The sequence below is a fragment of the Bradyrhizobium guangdongense genome (assembly GCF_004114975.1).
In the GTDB taxonomy this organism is placed as follows: Bacteria; Pseudomonadota; Alphaproteobacteria; order Rhizobiales; family Xanthobacteraceae; genus Bradyrhizobium; species Bradyrhizobium guangdongense.
In genome coordinates, this window is the sequence record NZ_CP030051.1 from 6,592,036 (window position 1) to 6,610,439 (window position 18,404).

The following is an 18,404-nucleotide window of genomic DNA, read 5'->3' on the forward strand; positions in this document are numbered from 1 at the left end:
GCTATGCACCGAGCCGCTTGTTGAACATCTCGACATTGACGAGCCCGCGCGCATGGCGGCCTTCGCCGAGCTTGCGCGTGCCTTCGTATGCCTCGACCTCGAACCGGATGACCCGCCGCTCGACCGCGATCACTTTCGCAGTGGTCCGCACCGTTGCGCCGACGAGCGCGGCGGCGAGATGGCGGATGTCGACCTCGGTGCCCACAGTGACCCAGCCCGACTGAAGTGCTGGCCGGATGGCATCGCCCGACGTCATCTCCATCTCCAGGATCATCATCGGCGTCGCATAGACCATCGGCATGCCGGGCACGAAGTGCCCGACCGTGCGCTCGGCCGGCACCACCAGCGTGCGCTCGGCGCTCATGCCGATCTTGATGAAATCACGTGCGTCCATGGTACTTGCTCGTCATTCCGGGGCGCGCGAAGCGCGAACCCGGAATCCAGAGATTGTCGATCGAGATTCCCCGATGCGCAGTTGCGCATCGTGGTTCAGCCCTGACGGGCTGCCCCGGAATGACGCTAACGCGTCACTTCTTCGCCGCCGCAGCGCGCTCCACGAAGGTCTTGCCGCCCTTCATCTTGTGGCGAAGCGGGGCTTCGTTGATCTGGATGACGACGGCATCGGCGTCGACGCCGAGATTCTTCACCAGTGCCTGCGTGATGTCGCGCATCATGCCGGCCTTCTGCTCGTCGGTGCGGCCTTCGGCCATGCTGATGGTGATCTCAGGCATTTGTTCCTCCCTCTTCGCTCTCCGTCATGGCCGGGCTCGTCCCGGCCATCCACGTTCTTCGCCATCAAACAAGACGTGGATGCCCGGGACAAGCCCGGGCGTGAGGACGCCAGTGAATGGCTAGCCCCACTTTACGTCATGGCGCGCCAACACCTCGCGCACCTTCGCGACGAGATCGGCTTCGCTGCAGGAAAACTGCGCGGGGCGCGTCTCGCGCCATTCCTGGTTGGAGGCGATCGCAGCGGCGGCCTTGGCGCCCTCGATCAGATCCTTGACCTGCACCTCGCCGCGCGCCTTTTCGTCCGAACCCTGGATGATCACGCAAGGCGAGTTGCGGCGGTCGGCGTATTTGAGCTGGTTGCCCATGTTCTTGGGATTGCCGAGATAGAGCTCGGCGCGGATGCCGGCGCTGCGCAAGCTGGCTACCATCTTCTGATAGTCCGCAACGCGATCGCGATCGAACACAGTGACGACCACTGGGCCGAACTCGGGCTTGGTATTGAGCTTGCCGAGCAGCGTCAGCGCAGCCTGGAGCCGCGACACGCCGATCGAGAAGCCGGTTGCCGGCACCGGCTCGCCGCGGAAACGCGAGACGAGACCGTCGTAGCGCCCACCGCCGCCGACCGAGCCGAACCGCACGGGGCGGCCCTTTTCGTCCTTGGTGTCGAGCAGCAGTTCCACTTCGTAGACGGGGCCGGTGTAATATTCGAGACCGCGCACCACCGACGGATCGATCTTGATGCGGTCCGCGCCGTAACCCGATGCTGTGACCAGCTTGGCAATCTCCTCCAGCTCGCTCACGCCGGCCTGACCAACCTCGCTTCTAGCGAGGTAGGTCTCAGCGGCGGCGATCGCCTCTTTCCAGTCCTCGCGCGGCTTGGTGATGGCGAGAACGACATCGGCCTCCGCCGCACTTAGATTGGCGCCCTTGGTGAAGTCGCCCTTGCCTTCTTCGCCACCGTCCCATCGTCCGGGGCCAAGAAGCTTGCGCACTTCGTCGGCGGAAAACTTGTCGAGCTTGTCGATCGCGCGCAGCACGGTCAGCCTGCGGCCCGCGTTCTCCTCGCCCGCAAGCCCGATGGCTTCGAGAACGCCGTCGAGCACCTTGCGATTGTTCACCTTCACCACATACTGGCCGCGCGCAACACCGAGCGCTTCCATCGTGTCGGCCGCCATCATGCAGATTTCCGCATCCGCCGCCGCCGTCGCCGAGCCGACGGTGTCGGCGTCGAACTGCATGAACTGGCGGAAGCGGCCGGGGCCGGGCTTCTCGTTGCGGAAGACATAGCCGACCCGGTAGCTGCGGTAGGGCAGGACCAAACCATCGGTGCCGTAGCGCTCGCCGACATAGCGCGCGAGCGGCGCGGTCAGGTCGTAGCGCAGGCTGATCCACTGCTCGTCGTCGTCCTGGAACGAGAACACGCCTTCGTTCGGACGGTCCTGGTCGGGCAGGAATTTGCCGAGCGCGTCGGTATATTCCATCGCCGGCGTCTCCACCGGCTCGAACCCGTAGAGCTCGTAGACGGCGCGGATCTTCTCGACCATCTCGCGCGTCGCCCGGATCGCCGCGGGATCGCGATCCTCGAGTCCACGCGGCAGCCGCGCCTTCAGTTTCTGGGGTTTTTTGGGTTTTTCGGCCATGCGGGCGTTTACCAGCCGGGGCACGCGGCGGCAACCATTGCGGCCGTCATTCCGGGGCGATGCGAGGCATCGAACCCGGAATCTCGAGATTCCGGGCCTGGTCCTGCGGACCATCCCGGGATGACTGCATCAGCCTCAAAACACCTTGCGGATCCAGTTGTGCGGATCGTTGGTGCGGCCGTACTGGATGTCGACGAGCTGCTTGCGCAGGCCCATGGCCACGGGACCGGCGGCGCCGCCCGAAATCTCGAAATCACCACTCACCGAGCGCACCTTGCCGATCGGCGAGATCACGGCCGCGGTGCCGCAGGCGAAGGCTTCCTTCAGCCTGCCGGAGGCCGCGTCCTTGCGCCACTGGTCGAGCGAGTACGGCTCCTCGCGCACGGTCTTTCCGGCATCGCGGGCGAGCGCGATGATGGAGTCGCGGGTGATGCCGGGCAGAATCGTGCCGAGCGGCGGCGTCGAGAGCGAGCCGTCGTCGAACACGAAGAAGATGTTCATCCCGCCAAGCTCCTCGATGTAGCGGCGCTCGACGGCATCGAGGAACACGACCTGATCGCAGCCGTGCTGGATGGCTTCGGCCTGGGCGCGCAGGCTCGCTGCGTAATTGCCGCCGCATTTCACGGCGCCGGTGCCGCCGACTGCCGCGCGCGTGTAGTTCTCGGAGACCCAGATCGAGACGGGGGCGGGGCCGCCCTTGAAGTAGGAGCCGACGGGTGAAGCGATCACCGCGAAGATGTATTCCGACGACGGCTTGACGCCGAGGAAGGTCTCGCTCGCGATCATGAAAGGCCGCAGATAAAGGCTGCCCTCGCCGCCCGGCATCCAGGCGCGATCGATGCGCACCAGCTGCTCGACCGCCTCGATGAAGACGTCCTCGGGCAATTGCGCCATCGCCATGCGATCGGCGGAGTCCTTGAAGCGACGTGCGTTGGCATCGGGGCGGAACAGGTTCACGCCGCCGTCGTCACGCTTGTAGGCCTTGAGACCTTCGAAAATTTCCTGGGCGTAGTGCAGGACGGCGCCGGCCGGATCCATCTGGAAGTTGGCCCGCGCCTCGATCTTCGCCTCGTACCAGCCGCCCCTGGCTTGGTTGTAGCGGACCACAGCCATATGATCGGTGAAGACCCGCCCGAAGCCGGGATCCACCAGCTTGGCGACGCGGTCCTTCTCGGGTGTCGGATTGGATGCGGGCTGGATGTCGAATTTCATGCTCATGTCCTTGCCTCCCGCTGCCGATGGCGGCGCCGTTCTGGCGCCCCCTGCCCGTTTTCGGGCCCGGCTGGCTCGATGTGGTTTCTGGCTGGACCGCCGCCAGCCTTGTTACGGCCGGTTTCCGTGGCCAGCATGTCGCCTGAGGACATGCTTTTGCGGAAGGCGGAAGTCCAGTATGTTTTGTCGAAATGCCGCTCGACAATCGCACGGTAGATCTGATCCGGCCGTCGCCGCCTGTCCGGCACCTTCCGGCCGCTCTTGGAAATGCACCCGCCATGAAACGACCTAAAATTTCGTGCGGGTCGATCGTTTTGTAACATTGAACCCAAGATACGTCAATATGCCTGACATAAATTTCGCGACTTCCTCTCAGGACGCTGCCGCGTCACGGCCGGCAGCAGGCGATGGAGGCAATTTGCGCTGGGATATCATCGAGCTGCTGTTCTTCGCCTATCGCGATTTCGTCGGCGATCCCGACCAGGAGCTGGAAGCTTTTGGCTTCGGCCGGGCCCATCATCGGGTCATGCACTTCGTCTATCGCTACCCCGGCCTGAAGGTCGCCGACCTGCTCGATGTCCTGCGCATCACGAAACAGTCGCTCGGCCGGGTGCTCAAGCAGCTCCTGGACGAGGGCTATATCGTGCAGAAGACCGGCGACAACGATCGCCGCCAGCGGCTGCTCTACGCGACGCCGAAGGGCGAAGCGCTGGTGCAGAAGCTCGCCGGTCTCCAGACCACGCGGATCACCAAGGCGCTCGCCGAGATGGCGCCTGGTGACGCCGAGACCGTCAAGCGTTTCCTGCGCGCGATGATCGACCGCGACGATCCCGACAAGGTGCTCGAGACGATCTTCGCCTCCGTCAATGAAGACAAGGAGTGACCGTGCCGCTCGCTGCCACGCTCGCCCGCACGCCGGCGCAACCGGCCGACGACGCCCCGCATCTCTTGCTCGTCGACGACGATCGACGTATCCGCGATCTGCTGTCGCGCTTTCTCGCCGCTGAAGGCTATCGCGTCACCACGGCCGCCAGCGCCGGCGATGCCCGCGCGAAACTGCTCGGGCTGCATTTCGACTTGCTGATTCTCGACGTCATGATGCCCGGCGAGACCGGCTTCGATCTCGCCCGGTTCATCCGCACATCCTCCTCGGTGCCGATCGTGATGCTGACGGCGCGGCACGAAGCGGAGGCCCGCATCGAGGGCCTGCAGATCGGCGCCGACGATTACGTCGCAAAGCCGTTCGAGCCCCGCGAGCTGGCGCTGCGCATCAACAACATCCTCAAGCGCGCCGCGCCGCCGGTCCAGACGGTGGCGGTGGAGAAGATCGCGTTCGGCCCGTACGTCTATCATCTCGATCGCGGCGAATTGCGCCAGGGCGAGGAGGTCATCCACCTCACTGACCGCGAGCGCGAGATGCTGCGCATTCTCTCGGAAACGCCGGGCGAGACCGTGCCGCGTAGCGCGCTCACAGGTAACGGCAGCGTCAACGAGCGCGCCGTCGACGTGCAGATCAATCGCCTCAGGCGCAAGATCGAGACCGATCCAGCCAATCCGCTGTTCCTGCAGGCGGTGCGCGGCATCGGATACCGGCTCGTGGCCTTGCCATAGATCAAGTGAAGCGCGCTAGATGAGCACGATCGATACCGGCCTGACGCTGCTCAAGAGCGCCGCCGGCCGCGTGTCCGCCGCGAATGGCTGGATGGGCAATGCGTTCAAGGGCTGGATGCCGACCGGCCTCTATGCCCGCGCGCTCCTCATCATGATCGTGCCGATGGTGATCCTGCAGTCGGTCGTTGCCTTCGTGTTCATGGAGCGGCACTGGAACACGGTGACACGCCGACTGTCGGCCGCTGTCGTGCAGGACATCGCCGCGCTGATCGACGTCTACAAGGGTTATCCGCAGGACAAGGACCGCGACCAGATCCGCCGCATCGCCCAGCAGCGCCTCGGTCTCGTGGTCGATTTCCTGCCTCCCGGCGACATGCCGCCGCCGGGGCCCAAGCCGTTCTTCTCGCTGCTCGACCAGACCCTGTCGGTGCAGCTCGGTCGCCAGATCGGGCGCTCGTTCTGGATCGACACGGTGGGTCGCTCGAACCTCGTCGAGATCCGCATCCAGCTCGACGATGCCGTAATGCGCGTGTTCGCGCAGCGCAGCGCCGCCTATGCCTCCAACTCGGAGATTTTCCTGTTCTGGATGGTCGGCACGTCCTCGATCCTCCTGATCGTCGCCGTGCTGTTCCTGCGCAACCAGATCAAGCCGATCCTGCGGCTTGCCGACGCCGCCGAAAGCTTCGGCAAGGGTCGCGAGGCACCGAACTTCAGGCCCAGGGGCGCGCGCGAGGTGCGGCGCGCCGCGGTCGCCTTCCTCGAGATGAAGTCGCGCATCGAGCGCACCATGGAGCAGCGCACCGCGATGCTCGCCGGCGTCAGCCACGACCTCCGCACTATCCTCACCCGCTTCAAGCTCGAACTGGCGCTGATCGGCGATAGTCCCGAGCTCGAGGGCATGCGCAAGGACGTCGACGAGATGTCGATGATGCTGGAAGACTATCTCGCCTTCGCGCGCGGCGATTCCGGCGAGCAATCGCAGCCCACCGACATGGCGCAGGCGCTCGAGGAATTGCGCAGCGACGCCGAGCGCCATGGCCATACCGCGACGGTGACATTCACCGGCCTGCCGGTGGTGACGGTCAAGCCGGCCTCGTTCAAGCGCTGCCTCGCCAACCTCGTCACCAACGCCGCGCGCTACGGCAAGGCGATCGCCATCTCCGGCCAGCGCGACCATCGTTATCTGACCGTGACAGTGGACGACGACGGCCCCGGCATCCCCGCGCATTTGCGCGAGGAAGTGTTCAAGCCGTTCCTGCGGCTGGACAACGCCCGCAACCAGGACGAAGGCGGCACGGGCCTTGGCCTTGCCATCGCCCGCGATATCGCCCGCTCCCACGGCGGCGACATCACGCTGAGCGACAGCCCGATGGGGGGCTTGAGGGCGAGCGTGAGGATACCGGTATAAGCGGCGACGGGCGTCAGCCGACCTGCAGCCGGTCAGCGAGCTCAATGAAGCTGGTCGCATAGATGTCGAACCAGCTTTCCGGCGACACATCCGGCGTGGCGTCAGGCCCGAACTCCAATGGGCGCGGCACGAAAGCCGTCTTCATGCCGAATGCGCGCGCAGCTTTCAGATCGTATTTGTGGCAGGCGACCATGAGGATCTGATCCGGCCGATAGCCGAGATAATCGACTGCGAGCTGATAGACCGCCGACGAAGGCTTGTAACTTCTCGCAAGCTCCGCCGTCAGGATCGCATCGAACGGCAGACCGGCGTTCTTCACCAGTGCGATCACGCTGGCCATGCCCGCATTGGAGAGCGTCGCCGTGCAAAATCGCCGGCGCAGTCGGGCCAGGCCCTCGACGGCATCCGGCCAGGGATCGAGCTTGGTCCAGACGTCGTTGAGCTCGTCACGCTCGGCCGTCTTGAAGCGATCAGACAGGCCGCGTATCTCGATGAGCCTGTCCAGCGCTTCCCGATAAATGCGATCGACCCGCAACCAATCGCGACGGCCGGCGATCACGGCGTCCATCGATGCGCGATAGAGCTCGCGCCACTCCGTGGACAGGGCCGCCCAATCGATCTCGAGACCCTTGGCCGCGTTGATCGCGGCGCCCGCGCGCATCACGGGCTGATAGAAATCGACACAGGTGCCCTGGACATCGAAGGCGATGGCCCTGATCTCGGCCGCTCGATCGGAACTCACTGTCGCACCACCTATTTCGGCAGCAACGCCTTCAGCTTGTCGACGTCGCGCACGTTCATCTTGAAGCCGCCGGGCATCACGATGTCGCCGGGTTTCTGCTCCGGCTTGCAGGCGCCGAGCCATTTCGCCTCCAGCGTCATGGTGGTGTCGCGCCCCGCGGCCCCTGCCGCGCCGCCTTGCGCGTGCGAGGAGGTCTTCACCGTATAGGCCGAGTTGAAATCGCCCGTGATCTCGGCGTGCGAGGTGGTGTTGATGCCGGCGACGCTGCACTCGGAATCGCTGACATAGCCAGTCGCCGTCTTCTTGACCTCCTGCTTGGCACAGACCTGCTTGGCCATCGGCGAGATGTTGTTGCTCATTTCCTTGTCGACGCTCTCGTCGGTGCAATGCTGCATGGTCATCTCCGGCATCGCCGAGCCTGATCTGACCATCTTCATTTCCCACAGACCGGCCTTGCGCACCGGCAGATCGTCCGCGAGAGCGCTGCCGACGGACAACACGAGGCAAACGACTGATCCGAGCACAGCAAGCTTGCGCGTCATGGGAGAGCCTCCTGGCTGAGATGGAGCTGTCGTCCCGACAACGCCTCAGTACAGCGTGCGGATCGGCCGGTCGGCGGCGCCGTAGGGCACCCAGCGGCAGGCAAAGGAGATGTAGCCACCCTCATACGCCTGCACCGCGAGGAATTTCGCCACCTTCCCGTAGCGCGCACAATGATCGACGGCGACTTGCCGCGCATCGACCTGCGTCGCCATCGAATAGGCGATGATGCCGCCGGTGTCGTTGCCCTTGATGGGCGGCACCGGAAGGATGTCGGCGCGCGCCGGTTGGCTCGCCATCATCCCCGAAACAACCAGGCTGGCAAGAAGGCCCGCGGCCGCAATGATTCGCATTCCCGTCACTCCGTTGATGGCCGGCAGTTTACGGTGCCTGCGCGGCGGTGAAAAGAACGGAAGGCCGCTCGGCTGCGACGTTGTGATCAACTCCTGGCCAAGTGTTGCCGCGCTGCACTTGACCTCTCCCGACCTTCGCGGCACCGTCCTACCCTCGCAAGACCAGCTCTCCGGATTGCCCATGCGCGCCCCCTTCCTGAAATCGCTCCGCTTTGCCGCCGTTCTCGGCCTCATGTTTGGAGCGCTGTCGCTCGGCGAGGCCAAGGCGGCCAATCCGCTGGAGCTGAACTTCTGGCTGAGCGGACCGCGCTATGACGGCGCCGTTGCCGATTGCGACAAGGCGCTGCCGACGATCGCCACCCAGTTCTGGGAAAAGGAAAGCTCGTTCTGGAATTCGCCGTTGAAGATCACAGGCTTCGCCGCCGTTCACGAAGTCGCGTTCCGGCCCTGGGCATCCGACAACATTCCGCGCCGCTACTGCACCGCTGACGCCATGCTCACCGACGGTAAGGTGCGCAAGGTGCATTTCTCCCTCGTCGAGGACGGCGGCTTTGCCGGCTATGGCAATGGCGTCGAATGGTGTGTGGTCGGGCTCGACCGCAACTGGGCCTACAACCCGTCCTGCCGCGCCGCCAAGCCCTAAGCCGAAGAATTTGATTCGAGGCCGATCCAGCAGCAGATCGCCGATCCGCTCAAATTTTGTTCTTGAAATGTTCTTGTTGGCTGCTAGGCTGATTGCACAGTCTAGTTGAGAGGCGTTGCCATGGTTCATTTTAGATTGCGTTCGTTCTCCCGTCTCGTGACTCTCCCCCTGGTTCTTGCCGCCGGGCTGATCGCGCTGGCTGGCGGCGCGAAGGCGCAGGACAAGCGACAGAACGCGCCCGGCGAATTTGATTTCTACGTCCTGTCGTTGTCATGGTCGCCGTCCTTCTGCGAAGAAGCCGCCGAACGCGGTCGCGGCGGCGGGCGCTCGAACATCCAGTGCGAGGGACGCCCCTATTCCTTCGTGGTGCACGGGCTGTGGCCGCAATATGAGAACGGCTTTCCGGAGTATTGCCAGCGGCCCTCGCCGCGGCTCAACCGCAGCATCGTTTCCTCGATGCTCGATTTGATGCCGGCGCCGGGCCTGATCTTCAATGAATGGGACAAGCACGGCACCTGCTCCGGGCTTACCGATCGCAACTATTTCGAGACCATCCGCAAGGCGCGCGCGGCGATCAAGATCCCGGCCGAATATCTCGACCTGTCGGAGACCAAAACCGTGGCGCCGGGCGAGGTGGAGGAAGCCTTCATCAGGGCCAATCCCGGCCTGAGCAACGCAGCCGTCTCGGTCACCTGCAACCGGACCCGGCTCTCCGAGGTCCGCATCTGCCTCAGCAAGGACCTGCAATTCCGCGCCTGCGAGGAGCTCGAACGTCGCTCCTGCCGCCGCGACCAGGTGACGATGCCGCCGATCAGGGGTGGTTAGCTCCTGCTTCGTCATTGCGAGCGCAGCGAAGCAATCCAGACCGCCTCTGCAGCAAGATTCTGGATTGCTTCGCTGCGCTCGCAATGACAAGGGGATGGGATCGCGCAAGACAACGTGGTCCCCGATCATGAACTACCGCCACGCCTTTCACGCCGGCAATTTCGCCGATGTCATCAAGCACATCGTGCTGGCCCGCATCCTCACTTATCTGCAGGACAAGCCGGCCGCCTTCCGCGTCATCGACACCCATGCAGGCGCCGGCCTCTATGATCTCGACAGCGACGAGGCGCGCCGCGGCGGGGAGTGGCTCACCGGGATCGCCCGGCTGATGCAGGCGCGGCTCTCGAACGAGAGCGTCGCGCTGACCAGGCCGTACATGGATATCGTCCGCGCCTTCAATCCCAAGGGCGAGCTCAAGGCCTATCCGGGCTCGCCGCTGATTGCGCGCGGCCTGATGCGGCCGCAGGACCGGCTGGTCGCCTGCGAGCTCGAGCCGAAGGCGCGCAAGGCGTTGATCGACGTGCTGCGGCGCGACGAACAGGCCCGCGTCGTCGATCTCGACGGCTGGATGGCGCTGCCGGCGTTCGTGCCGCCGAAGGAGCGGCGCGGGCTGGTGCTGATCGATCCGCCTTTCGAAGCCAAGGACGAGTTCGAAAGGCTGGGCGAGGCCTTCTCCACCGCCTTTGCGAAATGGCCGACCGGTATCTATGTAATCTGGTACCCCGCCAAATCCAGGCGCGCCACCGACACGCTGGCGCAACTCGTGGCGCGCGCCGCAGCTGCAGCAAAGCCGCAGGGCAAATGCCTGCGTCTCGAATTCAGCGTGGCGCCGCAAGCCGACGGCGCGGCCCTCACCTCGGCCGGGCTCCTGATCGTCAATCCGCCCTACACGCTGCAAGGCGAGCTCAAGACCATCCTGCCGGAGCTGGAAATGCCGCTCGGCCAGGGAGGTGCTGCCAGATTCCGATTAGAGGTGCCCAAGCCTTAACGTGAGGCCGTAACACTCCGGCATTCTTGGGAAAAATATGCAGGGGCGGTAGTCAATCTGCAAAGAACCGTATTATGCTGTTTCCGTGACTGGCTTTACGTTCCGCTTCCGCGAATGGTTGCGGCGGAGTGAAGGCCTAAGAAAGATCCAGTCGGACCGATGAGGTCTGCCCAAGGATGGCCAGCTCCCGGGCTTCGTAATGCACGGTCATGTCGCGGCGCGCGTCTGCGTTGCGACGGAGGAGCAATGAGGGGGAGTTTCCCGATGGCCATGACGGGAACGGTCAAGTTCTTCAACGGCGAACGCGGCTACGGTTTTATCAAGCCTGACGACGGCGGTCGCGACGTCTTCGTTCACATCACCGCTGTAGAGCGAGCGGGACTGAAGGACCTTGCCGAAGGACAGCGTATCACATTCGAAGTCGAACCGGACAAGAAGGGGAAGGGCCCGAAAGCGGTCAATCTCGTGATCCTTTCCTAGCGGACCTGTCTCCAAACAATCGGCGCAAAAAAGTCCCGGCCGCGAGCGGCCGGGAGGTTGTAGTCCGGTACTTTCTTATTTGGCTATCAGAAGTGATAGTTCACGCCTGCACGCACAATGCTGGCGCTATAGCCGTTTGACACGCCTGTAATCGCGAACTGGCTCGTCGACAGATCGACGTAGAGATATTCGAGCTTGGCGCTCCAGTTCGGCGCAAGGCCGACTTCCGCGCCGACGCCGGCGGTCCAGCCGGCCGTGGTGTGCGACTCCGTCCAGCCGAAGGTCTGCGCGCGCAGCTCGCCGAAAGCGAGGCCCGCGGTGCCGTAGAACAGCACGTTGCTGAAGGCATAGCCGGCGCGGCCGCGCAGGGTGCCGAACCACGGATTGGAGAACTTCCAGGATGCGAACGTATCGTCGGCACCGGCGGCCTGGATATCGCCTTCGACGCCGAAGACCCACGGGCCGTTCTGGAAATTGTAGCCGGCCTGCACGCCGCCGACGAAGCCGGAGGGCCTCACGGACGTATTGCTCACCGAGCCCCATTCATAGCCGACGTTGCCGCCGAGATAGGGACCGGCCCAGCTATAGGCGTTGAGCGGCTGATTGACGGTATAGGGCGCACGCTGCCCGTAATTGAGATCGGCGGCCCCTGCCGAAGCTGTCCAGCCGGCTGCAACCAATGCGGCTGCGCCCACAACGAGCCTCTTCATCACATACTCCAACGCAACTCCCGCAACGCCCTGCGATGCCCGCGCCGCCGCGCCAGGACCGAACGCATGGTTACGGAACCACCATCTTTTCGCGTAGGATTTATCGAGAGTTTTAAGTTAAAGGCCTGTTAAGACCCGTTACCGCGCTGTTAACAGACTTAAGGAAGCGTTACCGGGAACTGCGCGCAGCGTCCTGTGCGCGCGGCACGGCCGGAACTTCAAATCGGTCCCCCCAGCGCCTAAATTCGCTCCATGGTTCACGATTCCTCCGACAATCCGGACGACGCGCGTACCGGCAAATCGCCGCACGCCGCGAAAGCCGATGCCGCCCTCGAAGGGCTGTCCCCGCCCGACCTCGATCCCGCCGCCGGCGGCGAGGAGGAAGACGAAGCGCGGCTGCCGGACATTCTGGAAGAGAGCGGCGCGATCGGTGCAGAGCCGCTGGCGAGCGGTCACGAGGCAATCGAGCGTGCGGTCCGGCTCGCGCCGACCTCGCCCGGCGTCTATCGCATGCTCAGTGCCAACGCCGACGTGCTCTATGTCGGCAAGGCCAAGAACGTCAAAAAGCGGCTGTCCAGCTACGCGCGCCAGAGTGCGCCCCTGCCCGCGCGCATCCTGCGCATGATCGCGGCCACGGTGACCGTGGAGATCGTCTCGACCACGACCGAGACCGAGGCGCTGCTGCTGGAAGCCAATCTCATCAAGCAGCTGCGGCCGCGCTTCAACGTGCAGCTGCGCGACGACAAATCGTTTCCCTACATCCTGATCACCGGCGACCATTGGGCACCGCAGATCCTCAAGCATCGCGGCGCGCAGACCCGCCCCGGTCGCTATTTCGGCCCGTTCGCCTCCGCCGGCGCGGTCAATCGCACCATCACCGCACTTCAGCGCGCGTTCCTGATCCGCTCCTGCACCGACTCCTTCTTCGAGAGTCGCACCCGGCCCTGCCTGCTCTACCAGATCCGCCGCTGCGCCGGCCCCTGCACCCGTGAGATCGACTTCGGCGGCTATACCACGCTGGTGCGCGAGGCCACCGACTTCCTGTCCGGCAAAAGCCATGCGGTGAAGCAGGAGCTTGCCGGCGAGATGGAGAAAGCTTCCGGCGAGCTCGAATTCGAGCGCGCCGCGCTCTACCGCGACCGCCTCGCCGCACTGTCGGCGATCCAGTCGCAGCAGGGCATCAATCCGCGCACGGTCGAGGAAGCCGACGTGTTCGCCATCCACCAGGAGGGCGGCTTCTCCTGCGTCGAAGTGTTCTTCTTCCGCACCGGGCAGAACTGGGGCAACCGCGCCTATTTCCCGCGCGCGGAGAAGAGCTTTACACCCGAGGAAGTGCTGGGGGCCTTCCTCGCCCAATTCTACGACGACAAGCCGCCGCCGAAGTCGATCCTGCTCTCGCACGAGATCGAGGAGATGGAGCTGCTCGCCAACGCACTCTCGATCAAGGCCGGCCACAAGGTGGAGGTCATCGCGCCCAAGCGCGGCGAGAAGAAGGAGCTCGTCACCCACGCGCTGACCAACGCGCGGGAAGCGCTCGGCCGCAAGCTCGCCGATACCGCAACCCAGAGCCGCCTGCTCGAGGCCATGGCCGCGACGCTGAACCTGCCGCATGCGCCCAAGCGCATCGAGGTCTATGACAACAGCCACATCCAGGGCACCAACGCGGTCGGCGCCATGATCGTCGCCGGCCCGGACGGCTTTGTGAAGAACCAGTACCGCAAGTTCAACATCAAGTCGGAAGGGATTACGCCGGGCGACGACTTTGCGATGATGCGCGAGGTGCTGGAGCGCCGCTTCAAGCGCCTGATCAACCCGCCCGAGGAGAGCGCGGCCAAGGCCAAGGACGACGATTTCCCGCAATGGCCCGACCTCGTGATCATCGACGGTGGGCGCGGCCAGCTCAACGCGGTCCGCGAGATCTTCGCCAATCTCGGATTGACCCAGGTGTCGCTGATGTCGGTTGCCAAGGGCCCGGATCGGGATGCCGGCCGCGAGACCCTGTTCATGCCGGAGCGCGAGGCGATCAAGCTGGAGCCACGCGACCCCGTGCTCTATTTCATCCAGCGCCTGCGCGACGAGGCCCACCGCTTCGTCATCGGCTCACACCGCAAGCTGCGCAAGAAGGACATCCGCGAGGCCGGTTTGCAGGAGATTCCGGGTATCGGCCCGTCACGCAAACGTGCCTTGCTGCATCATTTTGGAACCCTGAAGGAGATCGAACGCGCCTCGATCGCCGATCTCGGCAAGGTTCCTGGCGTGAGCGCCGAGAGCGCCCGCAGGATTTTCGACTATTTCCATCCCCAGCCGGGATGAACTAAAGGGGCTGTAGTCATATGGTCGTCGCATGCCGCACCTCAATTGAGGACGGACGGTTGACCTTCTGGCTTGAGCGGTATTGGTAGGACGGATGAACATCGCCACGACACGAGGGACGACCAGCCGCGCGATGTCCCTCCCGAACATCCTGACCTATGGCCGGATCGCGGCGATCCCCGTCGTGGTCGGATGCATCTACGCGCAGTCGATCCTGGATTACCCGTTGTGGCTGCGCTGGGTCGCGGTCGCGATCTTCATCGGCGCGGCGGTAACCGACTATCTCGACGGCTATTACGCCCGGATCTGGAATCAGCAATCGGCGTTCGGCCGGATGCTCGACCCGATCGCCGACAAGCTGCTGGTCGCCTCGTGCCTGCTGATGCTGGCTGCGGACGGCATCATCCATGGCTGGTCGCTGTGGGCCGCCATCGTGATCCTGTGTCGCGAGATCTTGGTCTCGGGCCTGCGCGAATACCTCGCCGCGCTGCGCGTCAGCGTGCCCGTCACCAAGCTCGCCAAATGGAAGACCACGGTGCAGCTCGTCGCCATCGGCTTCCTGCTCGCAGGTCCGGCCGGCGACGAGGTCATTCCCGTGGTTTCGCTGATCGGCCTCGTCCTGCTGTGGGCCTCGGCGATCCTGACCATGTACACCGGCTACGACTATTTCCGCGCCGGCATCCATCACCTCATCAAGGAGGACGAGGGATGAAGGTGAAGTATTTCGCCTGGGTGCGCGAGCGCGTCGGCAAGGCCGAGGAGACCATCGAGCCGCCCGCAAGCGTGCGCACCGTCGAGGAACTGATCGCCTGGTTGTCCGCCCAAGGGGAAGCCTATGCCTATGCCTTCGAGAAGCCGAAGGTGATCCGCACCGCGATCGACCACGCCCATGTCAAGGCGGACGCCGCCATCGCAGGCGCCCGCGAGATCGCGTTCTTCCCGCCGATGACCGGCGGCTAGGCCATGTCTTCCCCTGTCACCACCTGCCCCGTCGCCATCCGCATTCAGGAAGACGATTTCGACATTGCGCGCGAGATCGCGGTGCTGACCAGGAGCCGCACCGATATCGGCGCCGTCGTGAGCTTCTCCGGCATCTGCCGCGCCGATGACGACAGTTCGAAGATCGCGGCACTCACGCTCGAGCATTATCCCGGGATGGCCGAGGAAGAGATCAAGCGGCATGTCGACGAAGCCATGTCGCGCTGGCCGCTCAACGGGATCACCGTCATCCATCGCGTCGGGCGGTTCATGCCGGGGCAGAACATCGTGCTGGTGCTTACCGCCTCGCAACACCGCCGGGCGGCGTTCGAGGCCGCCGAATTCCTGATGGACTATCTCAAGACGAGCGCGCCGTTCTGGAAGAAGGAAGAGAGCGCCACGGGCACCGGCTGGGTCGAGGCCCAGGCCCGCGACGACGAGGCCGCCGCACGCTGGACCAAATCCTGATGGCAAAAGTTTCGAAAAAGACGACGCGCGGCCGCGCCGCACCCAAGCTCGCCAAAGTCGGGCGCGGCGAGCTGCTCACGCTGATCGATTACGTCCGTTATGCGGTCAGCCGGTTCGTCGAGGCAAAGCTTGCCTTCGCCCACGGCACGACCGATCCGGTCGCCGAAGCCGTCTTCCTGGTCTGCGAGGCCCTGCATCTGCATCCCGACCAGTTCGAGAGCTTTGCCCGGGCCCGCGTCACCGCGGCGGAAGGCAAGACGCTGCTCGACCTCATCCATCGGCGCGTGACGACGCGGAAACCCGCGGCCTATCTCGTCAACAAGATCTACATGCGCGGCCTGCCTTTCTATGTCGATGAGCGCGTCATCGTTCCGCGCTCCTTCATCGGCGAGCTGCTGGATTCGCATTTCGGCGGCGACGGCGAGCCGGGCTCGCTGATCGACGATCCCGCTTCCGTCGAGCGCGTACTCGATCTCTGTACGGGATCTGGATGCCTTGCGATCCTCGCCGCGTATCACTTCCCGAACGCGGCGATCGATGCCGTCGACGTCTCCAAGGATGCGCTCGCGGTCGCCGCGCGCAATGTCGGAGAGCATGGGCTGGACGAGCGGATCACGCTCTATCGCGGCGATCTGTTCGCTCCGCTGGGCGACAGCAAATATGATCTGATCATCACCAACCCGCCTTACGTCGACGCGGAAGGCATGGCGGCATTGCCGCCGGAATGCCGGGCCGAGCCCAAGCTCGCCTTCGACGGCGGCGCCGACGGCCTCGACTTGGTCCGCCGCATCCTGCGCGATGCGCCCGATCACCTGACGCCGGATGGCGGCTTGCTCTGCGAGATCGGCCGCGGCCGCGAACTGGTCGACGAGGCCTTCCCGGAACTGCCCCTGCTCTGGCTCGACACCGAGGAGTCCGAGGGCGAGGTGTTCTGGATCGCGGCCGCCGATCTCGGCTGATCGCGCGCGCCCGGCGGAACAAGTCAAATTCGGCCACGTTCATCCCCGGCGAATGTCTCGCTCTCGGAGGATGTCCTCATGCTCGCGCCATCGGGCGAATTGCTGCGCGCCGGCATGGCGCTGAAGCTCAACCACGTCAAACGCGCCGCTCAATCCTATTTGCGCGACCAGACCAGCAAGGCCACCGGCAAGGTGACATCTTACGCGGTAGCCGGCGGGCTATTCGCGGTCGCCGGGCTGTTCCTGATCGCCGCATTTTTCGTTGGACTGATCGCCCTCTACCGCTGGGTAGCGATCACTTACGGACAATTCTGGGGTTTTGGTGCCGTCGCGGCCGTGCTGCTGGTGCTCGCCGGCGCCTGCGCCGGCATCGCGATGGCGCAGATGAAGCGCAAGGCAAAGCCGGTCGTTCCGCTTGCGAGCCGTTTGCGCGTGGCGGTCGCGACGCCGCGGATCCCGCGTGGAACGGTCAAACAGGCTGTAAAAGAGGTCGCGACGACAATTCCCCTGGTGCCGCTTGCGCCGGGCGAACGCGGCCGCGGCAGAGCTTGGCCGGTCAGTGCCAACCGCCCCGTGCAGCTTGGCCTGATGCTCGCGGCAATTGGGCTGGCGGGGTTCACGGCGGCGCGACGAAGGCGTCACAGCCAAAGACTGGACGCCTGAATTGCGGCGCTCCGACCAAATCGACTCCCAAATCGACTCCTGGCTGCTGGTCGCCGCCACGGCTGTCTTCGTGCTGAGCGCCGAGCGCTACTTCCAGGAGGCCGGCTTGATTGCGTCGGGGCCTCCGCAAGACCACCGCAACCGCGAGGCAAATTCGCCTGAAACAAACCCGGCACGTGCGGCGACGCAGCCCGGCCATGGCCGGGCTGCGAAAAGCCCCTTCACGATTCCCTGGGCCGGCTGGAAGGATATTTTCTGGCGCACCTATCAACGCATCGGCGACGATCGCCTGCTCGCGACCGCCGGCGGCGTCGTGTTTTTCGGGCTGCTTGCGATCTTTCCTGCCGTGACGGCACTCGTCTCGTCCTACGGACTGTTCGCCAATCCTGCGACCATCAGCGACAACCTCCAGAAGCTGGCGATGATGCTTCCCGAAGGCACCTTCCAGATCGTCCAGGAGCAGGTCGGACGCGTCGTGTCGAAGGGCAATACGGCGCTCGGCGCCACCTTCCTGTTCGGCCTCGTCCTCGCGATCTGGAGCGCCAATGCGGGCGTCAAGGCGATCTTCGACGCTCTCAACGTCGCCTATGAGGAACGCGAGAAACGCAGCTTCATCAAGCTGAACATGGTGTCACTCGCCTTCACGGTCGGCGGCATCGTGGCACTCCTGTTGATGGTGGGAGCCGTCGTCGCTTTCCCGCTCGCACTGGATCACCTCGGCATGGCCCCCGAAAGCAAGCTGATCGTCGCGCTGGCACGATGGCCGCTGCTGTTCCTCATCCTGCTGGTGGCGCTCGCTATCCTCTACCGCTTTGCCCCGAGCCGTGATGCACCGCGCTGGCAGTGGCTGAGCCTCGGCGCGGTGACGGCCTCCATCCTCTGGATTGCGGGCTCGGCGCTGCTCTCCTGGTATCTCTCGTCCTTTGCCAACTACAACGCGACCTACGGCTCGCTCGGCGCCGCGATCGGCTTGATGATGTGGATGTGGATATCGGCGATCGTCATCATGTTCGGCGCCGAGCTGAATTCGGAGATCGAGCGGCAGACCCTGCGCGACACGACCACCGGACGGCCCAAGCCGCTCGGCAGTCGCGAGGCCGTCTCGGCCGACACGGTGGGCGCCGCTGCACCGTCCTGAC

The 18,404-nt window shown here is 64.6% G+C and carries 22 protein-coding genes; 14 read left to right on the forward strand and 8 right to left on the reverse strand.

Going from position 1 to position 18,404, the window contains the following annotated elements; translation table 11 throughout:
- Window position 1: 1 nt before the first annotated feature.
- From X265_RS31520 to X265_RS31535, 4 genes are all read right to left on the reverse strand, one after another.
- Window positions 2-394: a thioesterase family protein gene (locus tag X265_RS31520; RefSeq protein WP_128968358.1), complete on the reverse strand. Its 393-nt coding sequence runs from the start codon at window positions 392-394 to the stop codon at window positions 2-4.
- Between the two features lie 133 nt (window positions 395-527).
- Window positions 528-731: a tautomerase family protein gene (locus X265_RS31525; protein WP_025033847.1), complete on the reverse strand. Its 204-nt coding sequence runs from the start codon at window positions 729-731 to the stop codon at window positions 528-530.
- Window positions 732-851: 120 nt separating this feature from the next.
- Complete coding sequence (hisS, locus tag X265_RS31530) at window positions 852-2,372, reverse strand: histidine--tRNA ligase (RefSeq protein ID WP_128968359.1); 1,521 nt, start codon at window positions 2,370-2,372, stop codon at window positions 852-854.
- A 135-nt stretch (window positions 2,373-2,507) separates the two neighbouring features.
- Window positions 2,508-3,590, reverse strand: a complete 1,083-nt coding sequence (locus X265_RS31535; RefSeq protein WP_128968360.1) for a branched-chain amino acid aminotransferase — start codon at window positions 3,588-3,590, stop codon at window positions 2,508-2,510.
- Window positions 3,591-3,927: 337 nt separating this feature from the next.
- Between X265_RS31535 and X265_RS31540 the strand changes: the two genes are divergently transcribed.
- Genes X265_RS31540 through X265_RS31550 form a run of 3 tightly spaced genes read left to right on the forward strand, consistent with a single transcriptional unit; the run spans window position 3,928 to window position 6,603 of the window.
- On the forward strand, window positions 3,928-4,467 hold the full coding sequence (locus X265_RS31540) for a MarR family winged helix-turn-helix transcriptional regulator (protein WP_244659346.1): 540 nt from the start codon (window positions 3,928-3,930) through the stop codon (window positions 4,465-4,467).
- On the forward strand, window positions 4,464-5,195 hold the full coding sequence (locus X265_RS31545; protein WP_128968362.1) for a response regulator: 732 nt from the start codon (window positions 4,464-4,466) through the stop codon (window positions 5,193-5,195). The genes X265_RS31540 and X265_RS31545 overlap by 4 nt, the downstream gene beginning before the upstream one ends.
- 19 nt (window positions 5,196-5,214) lie before the next feature.
- A complete protein-coding gene (locus tag X265_RS31550) occupies window positions 5,215-6,603 on the forward strand; it encodes an ATP-binding protein (RefSeq protein WP_128968363.1) in 1,389 nt (462 codons plus the stop codon).
- Window positions 6,604-6,616: 13 nt separating this feature from the next.
- Here the strand turns inward: X265_RS31550 and X265_RS31555 are convergent, their stop codons facing one another.
- Genes X265_RS31555 through X265_RS31565 form a run of 3 tightly spaced genes read right to left on the reverse strand, consistent with a single transcriptional unit; the run spans window position 6,617 to window position 8,238 of the window.
- Window positions 6,617-7,345, reverse strand: a complete 729-nt coding sequence (locus X265_RS31555) for a haloacid dehalogenase type II (protein ID WP_244659345.1) — start codon at window positions 7,343-7,345, stop codon at window positions 6,617-6,619.
- Between the two features lie 11 nt (window positions 7,346-7,356).
- Window positions 7,357-7,887: a DUF3617 domain-containing protein gene (locus X265_RS31560; protein ID WP_128968365.1), complete on the reverse strand. Its 531-nt coding sequence runs from the start codon at window positions 7,885-7,887 to the stop codon at window positions 7,357-7,359.
- A 45-nt stretch (window positions 7,888-7,932) separates the two neighbouring features.
- Window positions 7,933-8,238 (reverse strand): hypothetical protein, encoded by a 306-nt coding sequence (locus X265_RS31565; RefSeq protein WP_128968366.1) that lies wholly within the window; start codon window positions 8,236-8,238, stop codon window positions 7,933-7,935.
- 181 nt (window positions 8,239-8,419) lie between these two features.
- Between X265_RS31565 and X265_RS31570 the strand changes: the two genes are divergently transcribed.
- The 4 genes from X265_RS31570 to X265_RS31585 all read left to right on the forward strand — a co-directional run bounded on the left by X265_RS31570 (window position 8,420) and on the right by X265_RS31585 (window position 11,174).
- Window positions 8,420-8,881 carry a hypothetical protein gene (locus X265_RS31570; RefSeq protein ID WP_128968367.1) on the forward strand — a complete coding sequence of 154 codons (462 nt, stop codon included), beginning with the start codon at window positions 8,420-8,422 and terminating at the stop codon, window positions 8,879-8,881.
- A 120-nt stretch (window positions 8,882-9,001) separates the two neighbouring features.
- A complete protein-coding gene (locus X265_RS31575; protein ID WP_128968368.1) occupies window positions 9,002-9,706 on the forward strand; it encodes a ribonuclease T2 family protein in 705 nt (234 codons plus the stop codon).
- A gap of 127 nt (window positions 9,707-9,833) precedes the next feature.
- Entirely contained in the window at window positions 9,834-10,694 is an 861-nt protein-coding gene (locus X265_RS31580; protein ID WP_128968369.1) for a 23S rRNA (adenine(2030)-N(6))-methyltransferase RlmJ, read from the forward strand.
- A gap of 264 nt (window positions 10,695-10,958) precedes the next feature.
- A complete protein-coding gene (locus X265_RS31585) occupies window positions 10,959-11,174 on the forward strand; it encodes a cold-shock protein (RefSeq protein WP_008544396.1) in 216 nt (71 codons plus the stop codon).
- 86 nt (window positions 11,175-11,260) lie between these two features.
- Here the strand turns inward: X265_RS31585 and X265_RS31590 are convergent, their stop codons facing one another.
- The gene (locus X265_RS31590; protein ID WP_164938889.1) at window positions 11,261-11,884 is read right to left on the reverse strand and encodes an outer membrane protein; all 624 of its coding nucleotides are present in this window, start codon (window positions 11,882-11,884) and stop codon (window positions 11,261-11,263) included.
- A 252-nt stretch (window positions 11,885-12,136) separates the two neighbouring features.
- Between X265_RS31590 and uvrC the strand changes: the two genes are divergently transcribed.
- The 7 genes from uvrC (at window position 12,137) to X265_RS31625 (ending at window position 18,403) form a co-directional block, all read left to right on the forward strand.
- Window positions 12,137-14,197 carry an excinuclease ABC subunit UvrC gene (uvrC, locus tag X265_RS31595; protein WP_128968371.1) on the forward strand — a complete coding sequence of 687 codons (2,061 nt, stop codon included), beginning with the start codon at window positions 12,137-12,139 and terminating at the stop codon, window positions 14,195-14,197.
- A 94-nt stretch (window positions 14,198-14,291) separates the two neighbouring features.
- Window positions 14,292-14,909 (forward strand): CDP-diacylglycerol--glycerol-3-phosphate 3-phosphatidyltransferase, encoded by a 618-nt coding sequence (gene pgsA / locus X265_RS31600; RefSeq protein ID WP_128968372.1) that lies wholly within the window; start codon window positions 14,292-14,294, stop codon window positions 14,907-14,909.
- A complete protein-coding gene (moaD, locus tag X265_RS31605; RefSeq protein ID WP_128968373.1) occupies window positions 14,906-15,157 on the forward strand; it encodes a molybdopterin converting factor subunit 1 in 252 nt (83 codons plus the stop codon). The genes pgsA and moaD overlap by 4 nt, the downstream gene beginning before the upstream one ends.
- A 3-nt stretch (window positions 15,158-15,160) precedes the next feature.
- Window positions 15,161-15,643 carry a molybdenum cofactor biosynthesis protein MoaE gene (locus X265_RS31610; protein ID WP_128968374.1) on the forward strand — a complete coding sequence of 161 codons (483 nt, stop codon included), beginning with the start codon at window positions 15,161-15,163 and terminating at the stop codon, window positions 15,641-15,643.
- Window positions 15,643-16,602: a 50S ribosomal protein L3 N(5)-glutamine methyltransferase gene (gene prmB, locus X265_RS31615; protein ID WP_128968375.1), complete on the forward strand. Its 960-nt coding sequence runs from the start codon at window positions 15,643-15,645 to the stop codon at window positions 16,600-16,602. The genes X265_RS31610 and prmB overlap by 1 nt, the downstream gene beginning before the upstream one ends.
- Before the next feature lie 78 nt (window positions 16,603-16,680).
- Window positions 16,681-17,265, forward strand: coding sequence for a phage holin family protein (locus X265_RS31620; protein ID WP_128968376.1), 585 nt, complete (start codon window positions 16,681-16,683; stop codon window positions 17,263-17,265).
- Window position 17,266: 1 nt separating this feature from the next.
- Entirely contained in the window at window positions 17,267-18,403 is a 1,137-nt protein-coding gene (locus tag X265_RS31625) for a YihY/virulence factor BrkB family protein (protein ID WP_188637385.1), read from the forward strand.
- Window position 18,404 lies beyond the last annotated feature (1 nt).

Bases quoted from the DNA above. Each gene is read 5' to 3' on its own strand.
- pgsA (WP_128968372.1), top strand. From the start codon at position 14,292: ATGAACATCGCCACGACACGAGGGACGACCAGCCGCGCGATGTCCCTC.
- X265_RS31590 (WP_164938889.1), bottom strand. From the start codon at position 11,884: ATGAAGAGGCTCGTTGTGGGCGCAGCCGCATTGGTTGCAGCCGGCTGG.
- X265_RS31580 (WP_128968369.1), top strand. From the start codon at position 9,834: ATGAACTACCGCCACGCCTTTCACGCCGGCAATTTCGCCGATGTCATC.
- X265_RS31565 (WP_128968366.1), bottom strand. From the start codon at position 8,238: ATGCGAATCATTGCGGCCGCGGGCCTTCTTGCCAGCCTGGTTGTTTCG.
- hisS (WP_128968359.1), bottom strand. From the start codon at position 2,372: ATGGCCGAAAAACCCAAAAAACCCCAGAAACTGAAGGCGCGGCTGCCG.
- X265_RS31560 (WP_128968365.1), bottom strand. From the start codon at position 7,887: ATGACGCGCAAGCTTGCTGTGCTCGGATCAGTCGTTTGCCTCGTGTTG.
- X265_RS31585 (WP_008544396.1), top strand. From the start codon at position 10,959: ATGGCCATGACGGGAACGGTCAAGTTCTTCAACGGCGAACGCGGCTAC.
- X265_RS31620 (WP_128968376.1), top strand. From the start codon at position 16,681: ATGCTCGCGCCATCGGGCGAATTGCTGCGCGCCGGCATGGCGCTGAAG.
- X265_RS31535 (WP_128968360.1), bottom strand. From the start codon at position 3,590: ATGAGCATGAAATTCGACATCCAGCCCGCATCCAATCCGACACCCGAG.
- X265_RS31550 (WP_128968363.1), top strand. From the start codon at position 5,215: ATGAGCACGATCGATACCGGCCTGACGCTGCTCAAGAGCGCCGCCGGC.
- X265_RS31520 (WP_128968358.1), bottom strand. From the start codon at position 394: ATGGACGCACGTGATTTCATCAAGATCGGCATGAGCGCCGAGCGCACG.
- X265_RS31610 (WP_128968374.1), top strand. From the start codon at position 15,161: ATGTCTTCCCCTGTCACCACCTGCCCCGTCGCCATCCGCATTCAGGAA.
- X265_RS31575 (WP_128968368.1), top strand. From the start codon at position 9,002: ATGGTTCATTTTAGATTGCGTTCGTTCTCCCGTCTCGTGACTCTCCCC.
- moaD (WP_128968373.1), top strand. From the start codon at position 14,906: ATGAAGGTGAAGTATTTCGCCTGGGTGCGCGAGCGCGTCGGCAAGGCC.
- X265_RS31525 (WP_025033847.1), bottom strand. From the start codon at position 731: ATGCCTGAGATCACCATCAGCATGGCCGAAGGCCGCACCGACGAGCAG.
- prmB (WP_128968375.1), top strand. From the start codon at position 15,643: ATGGCAAAAGTTTCGAAAAAGACGACGCGCGGCCGCGCCGCACCCAAG.
- X265_RS31570 (WP_128968367.1), top strand. From the start codon at position 8,420: ATGCGCGCCCCCTTCCTGAAATCGCTCCGCTTTGCCGCCGTTCTCGGC.
- uvrC (WP_128968371.1), top strand. From the start codon at position 12,137: ATGGTTCACGATTCCTCCGACAATCCGGACGACGCGCGTACCGGCAAA.
- X265_RS31540 (WP_244659346.1), top strand. From the start codon at position 3,928: ATGCCTGACATAAATTTCGCGACTTCCTCTCAGGACGCTGCCGCGTCA.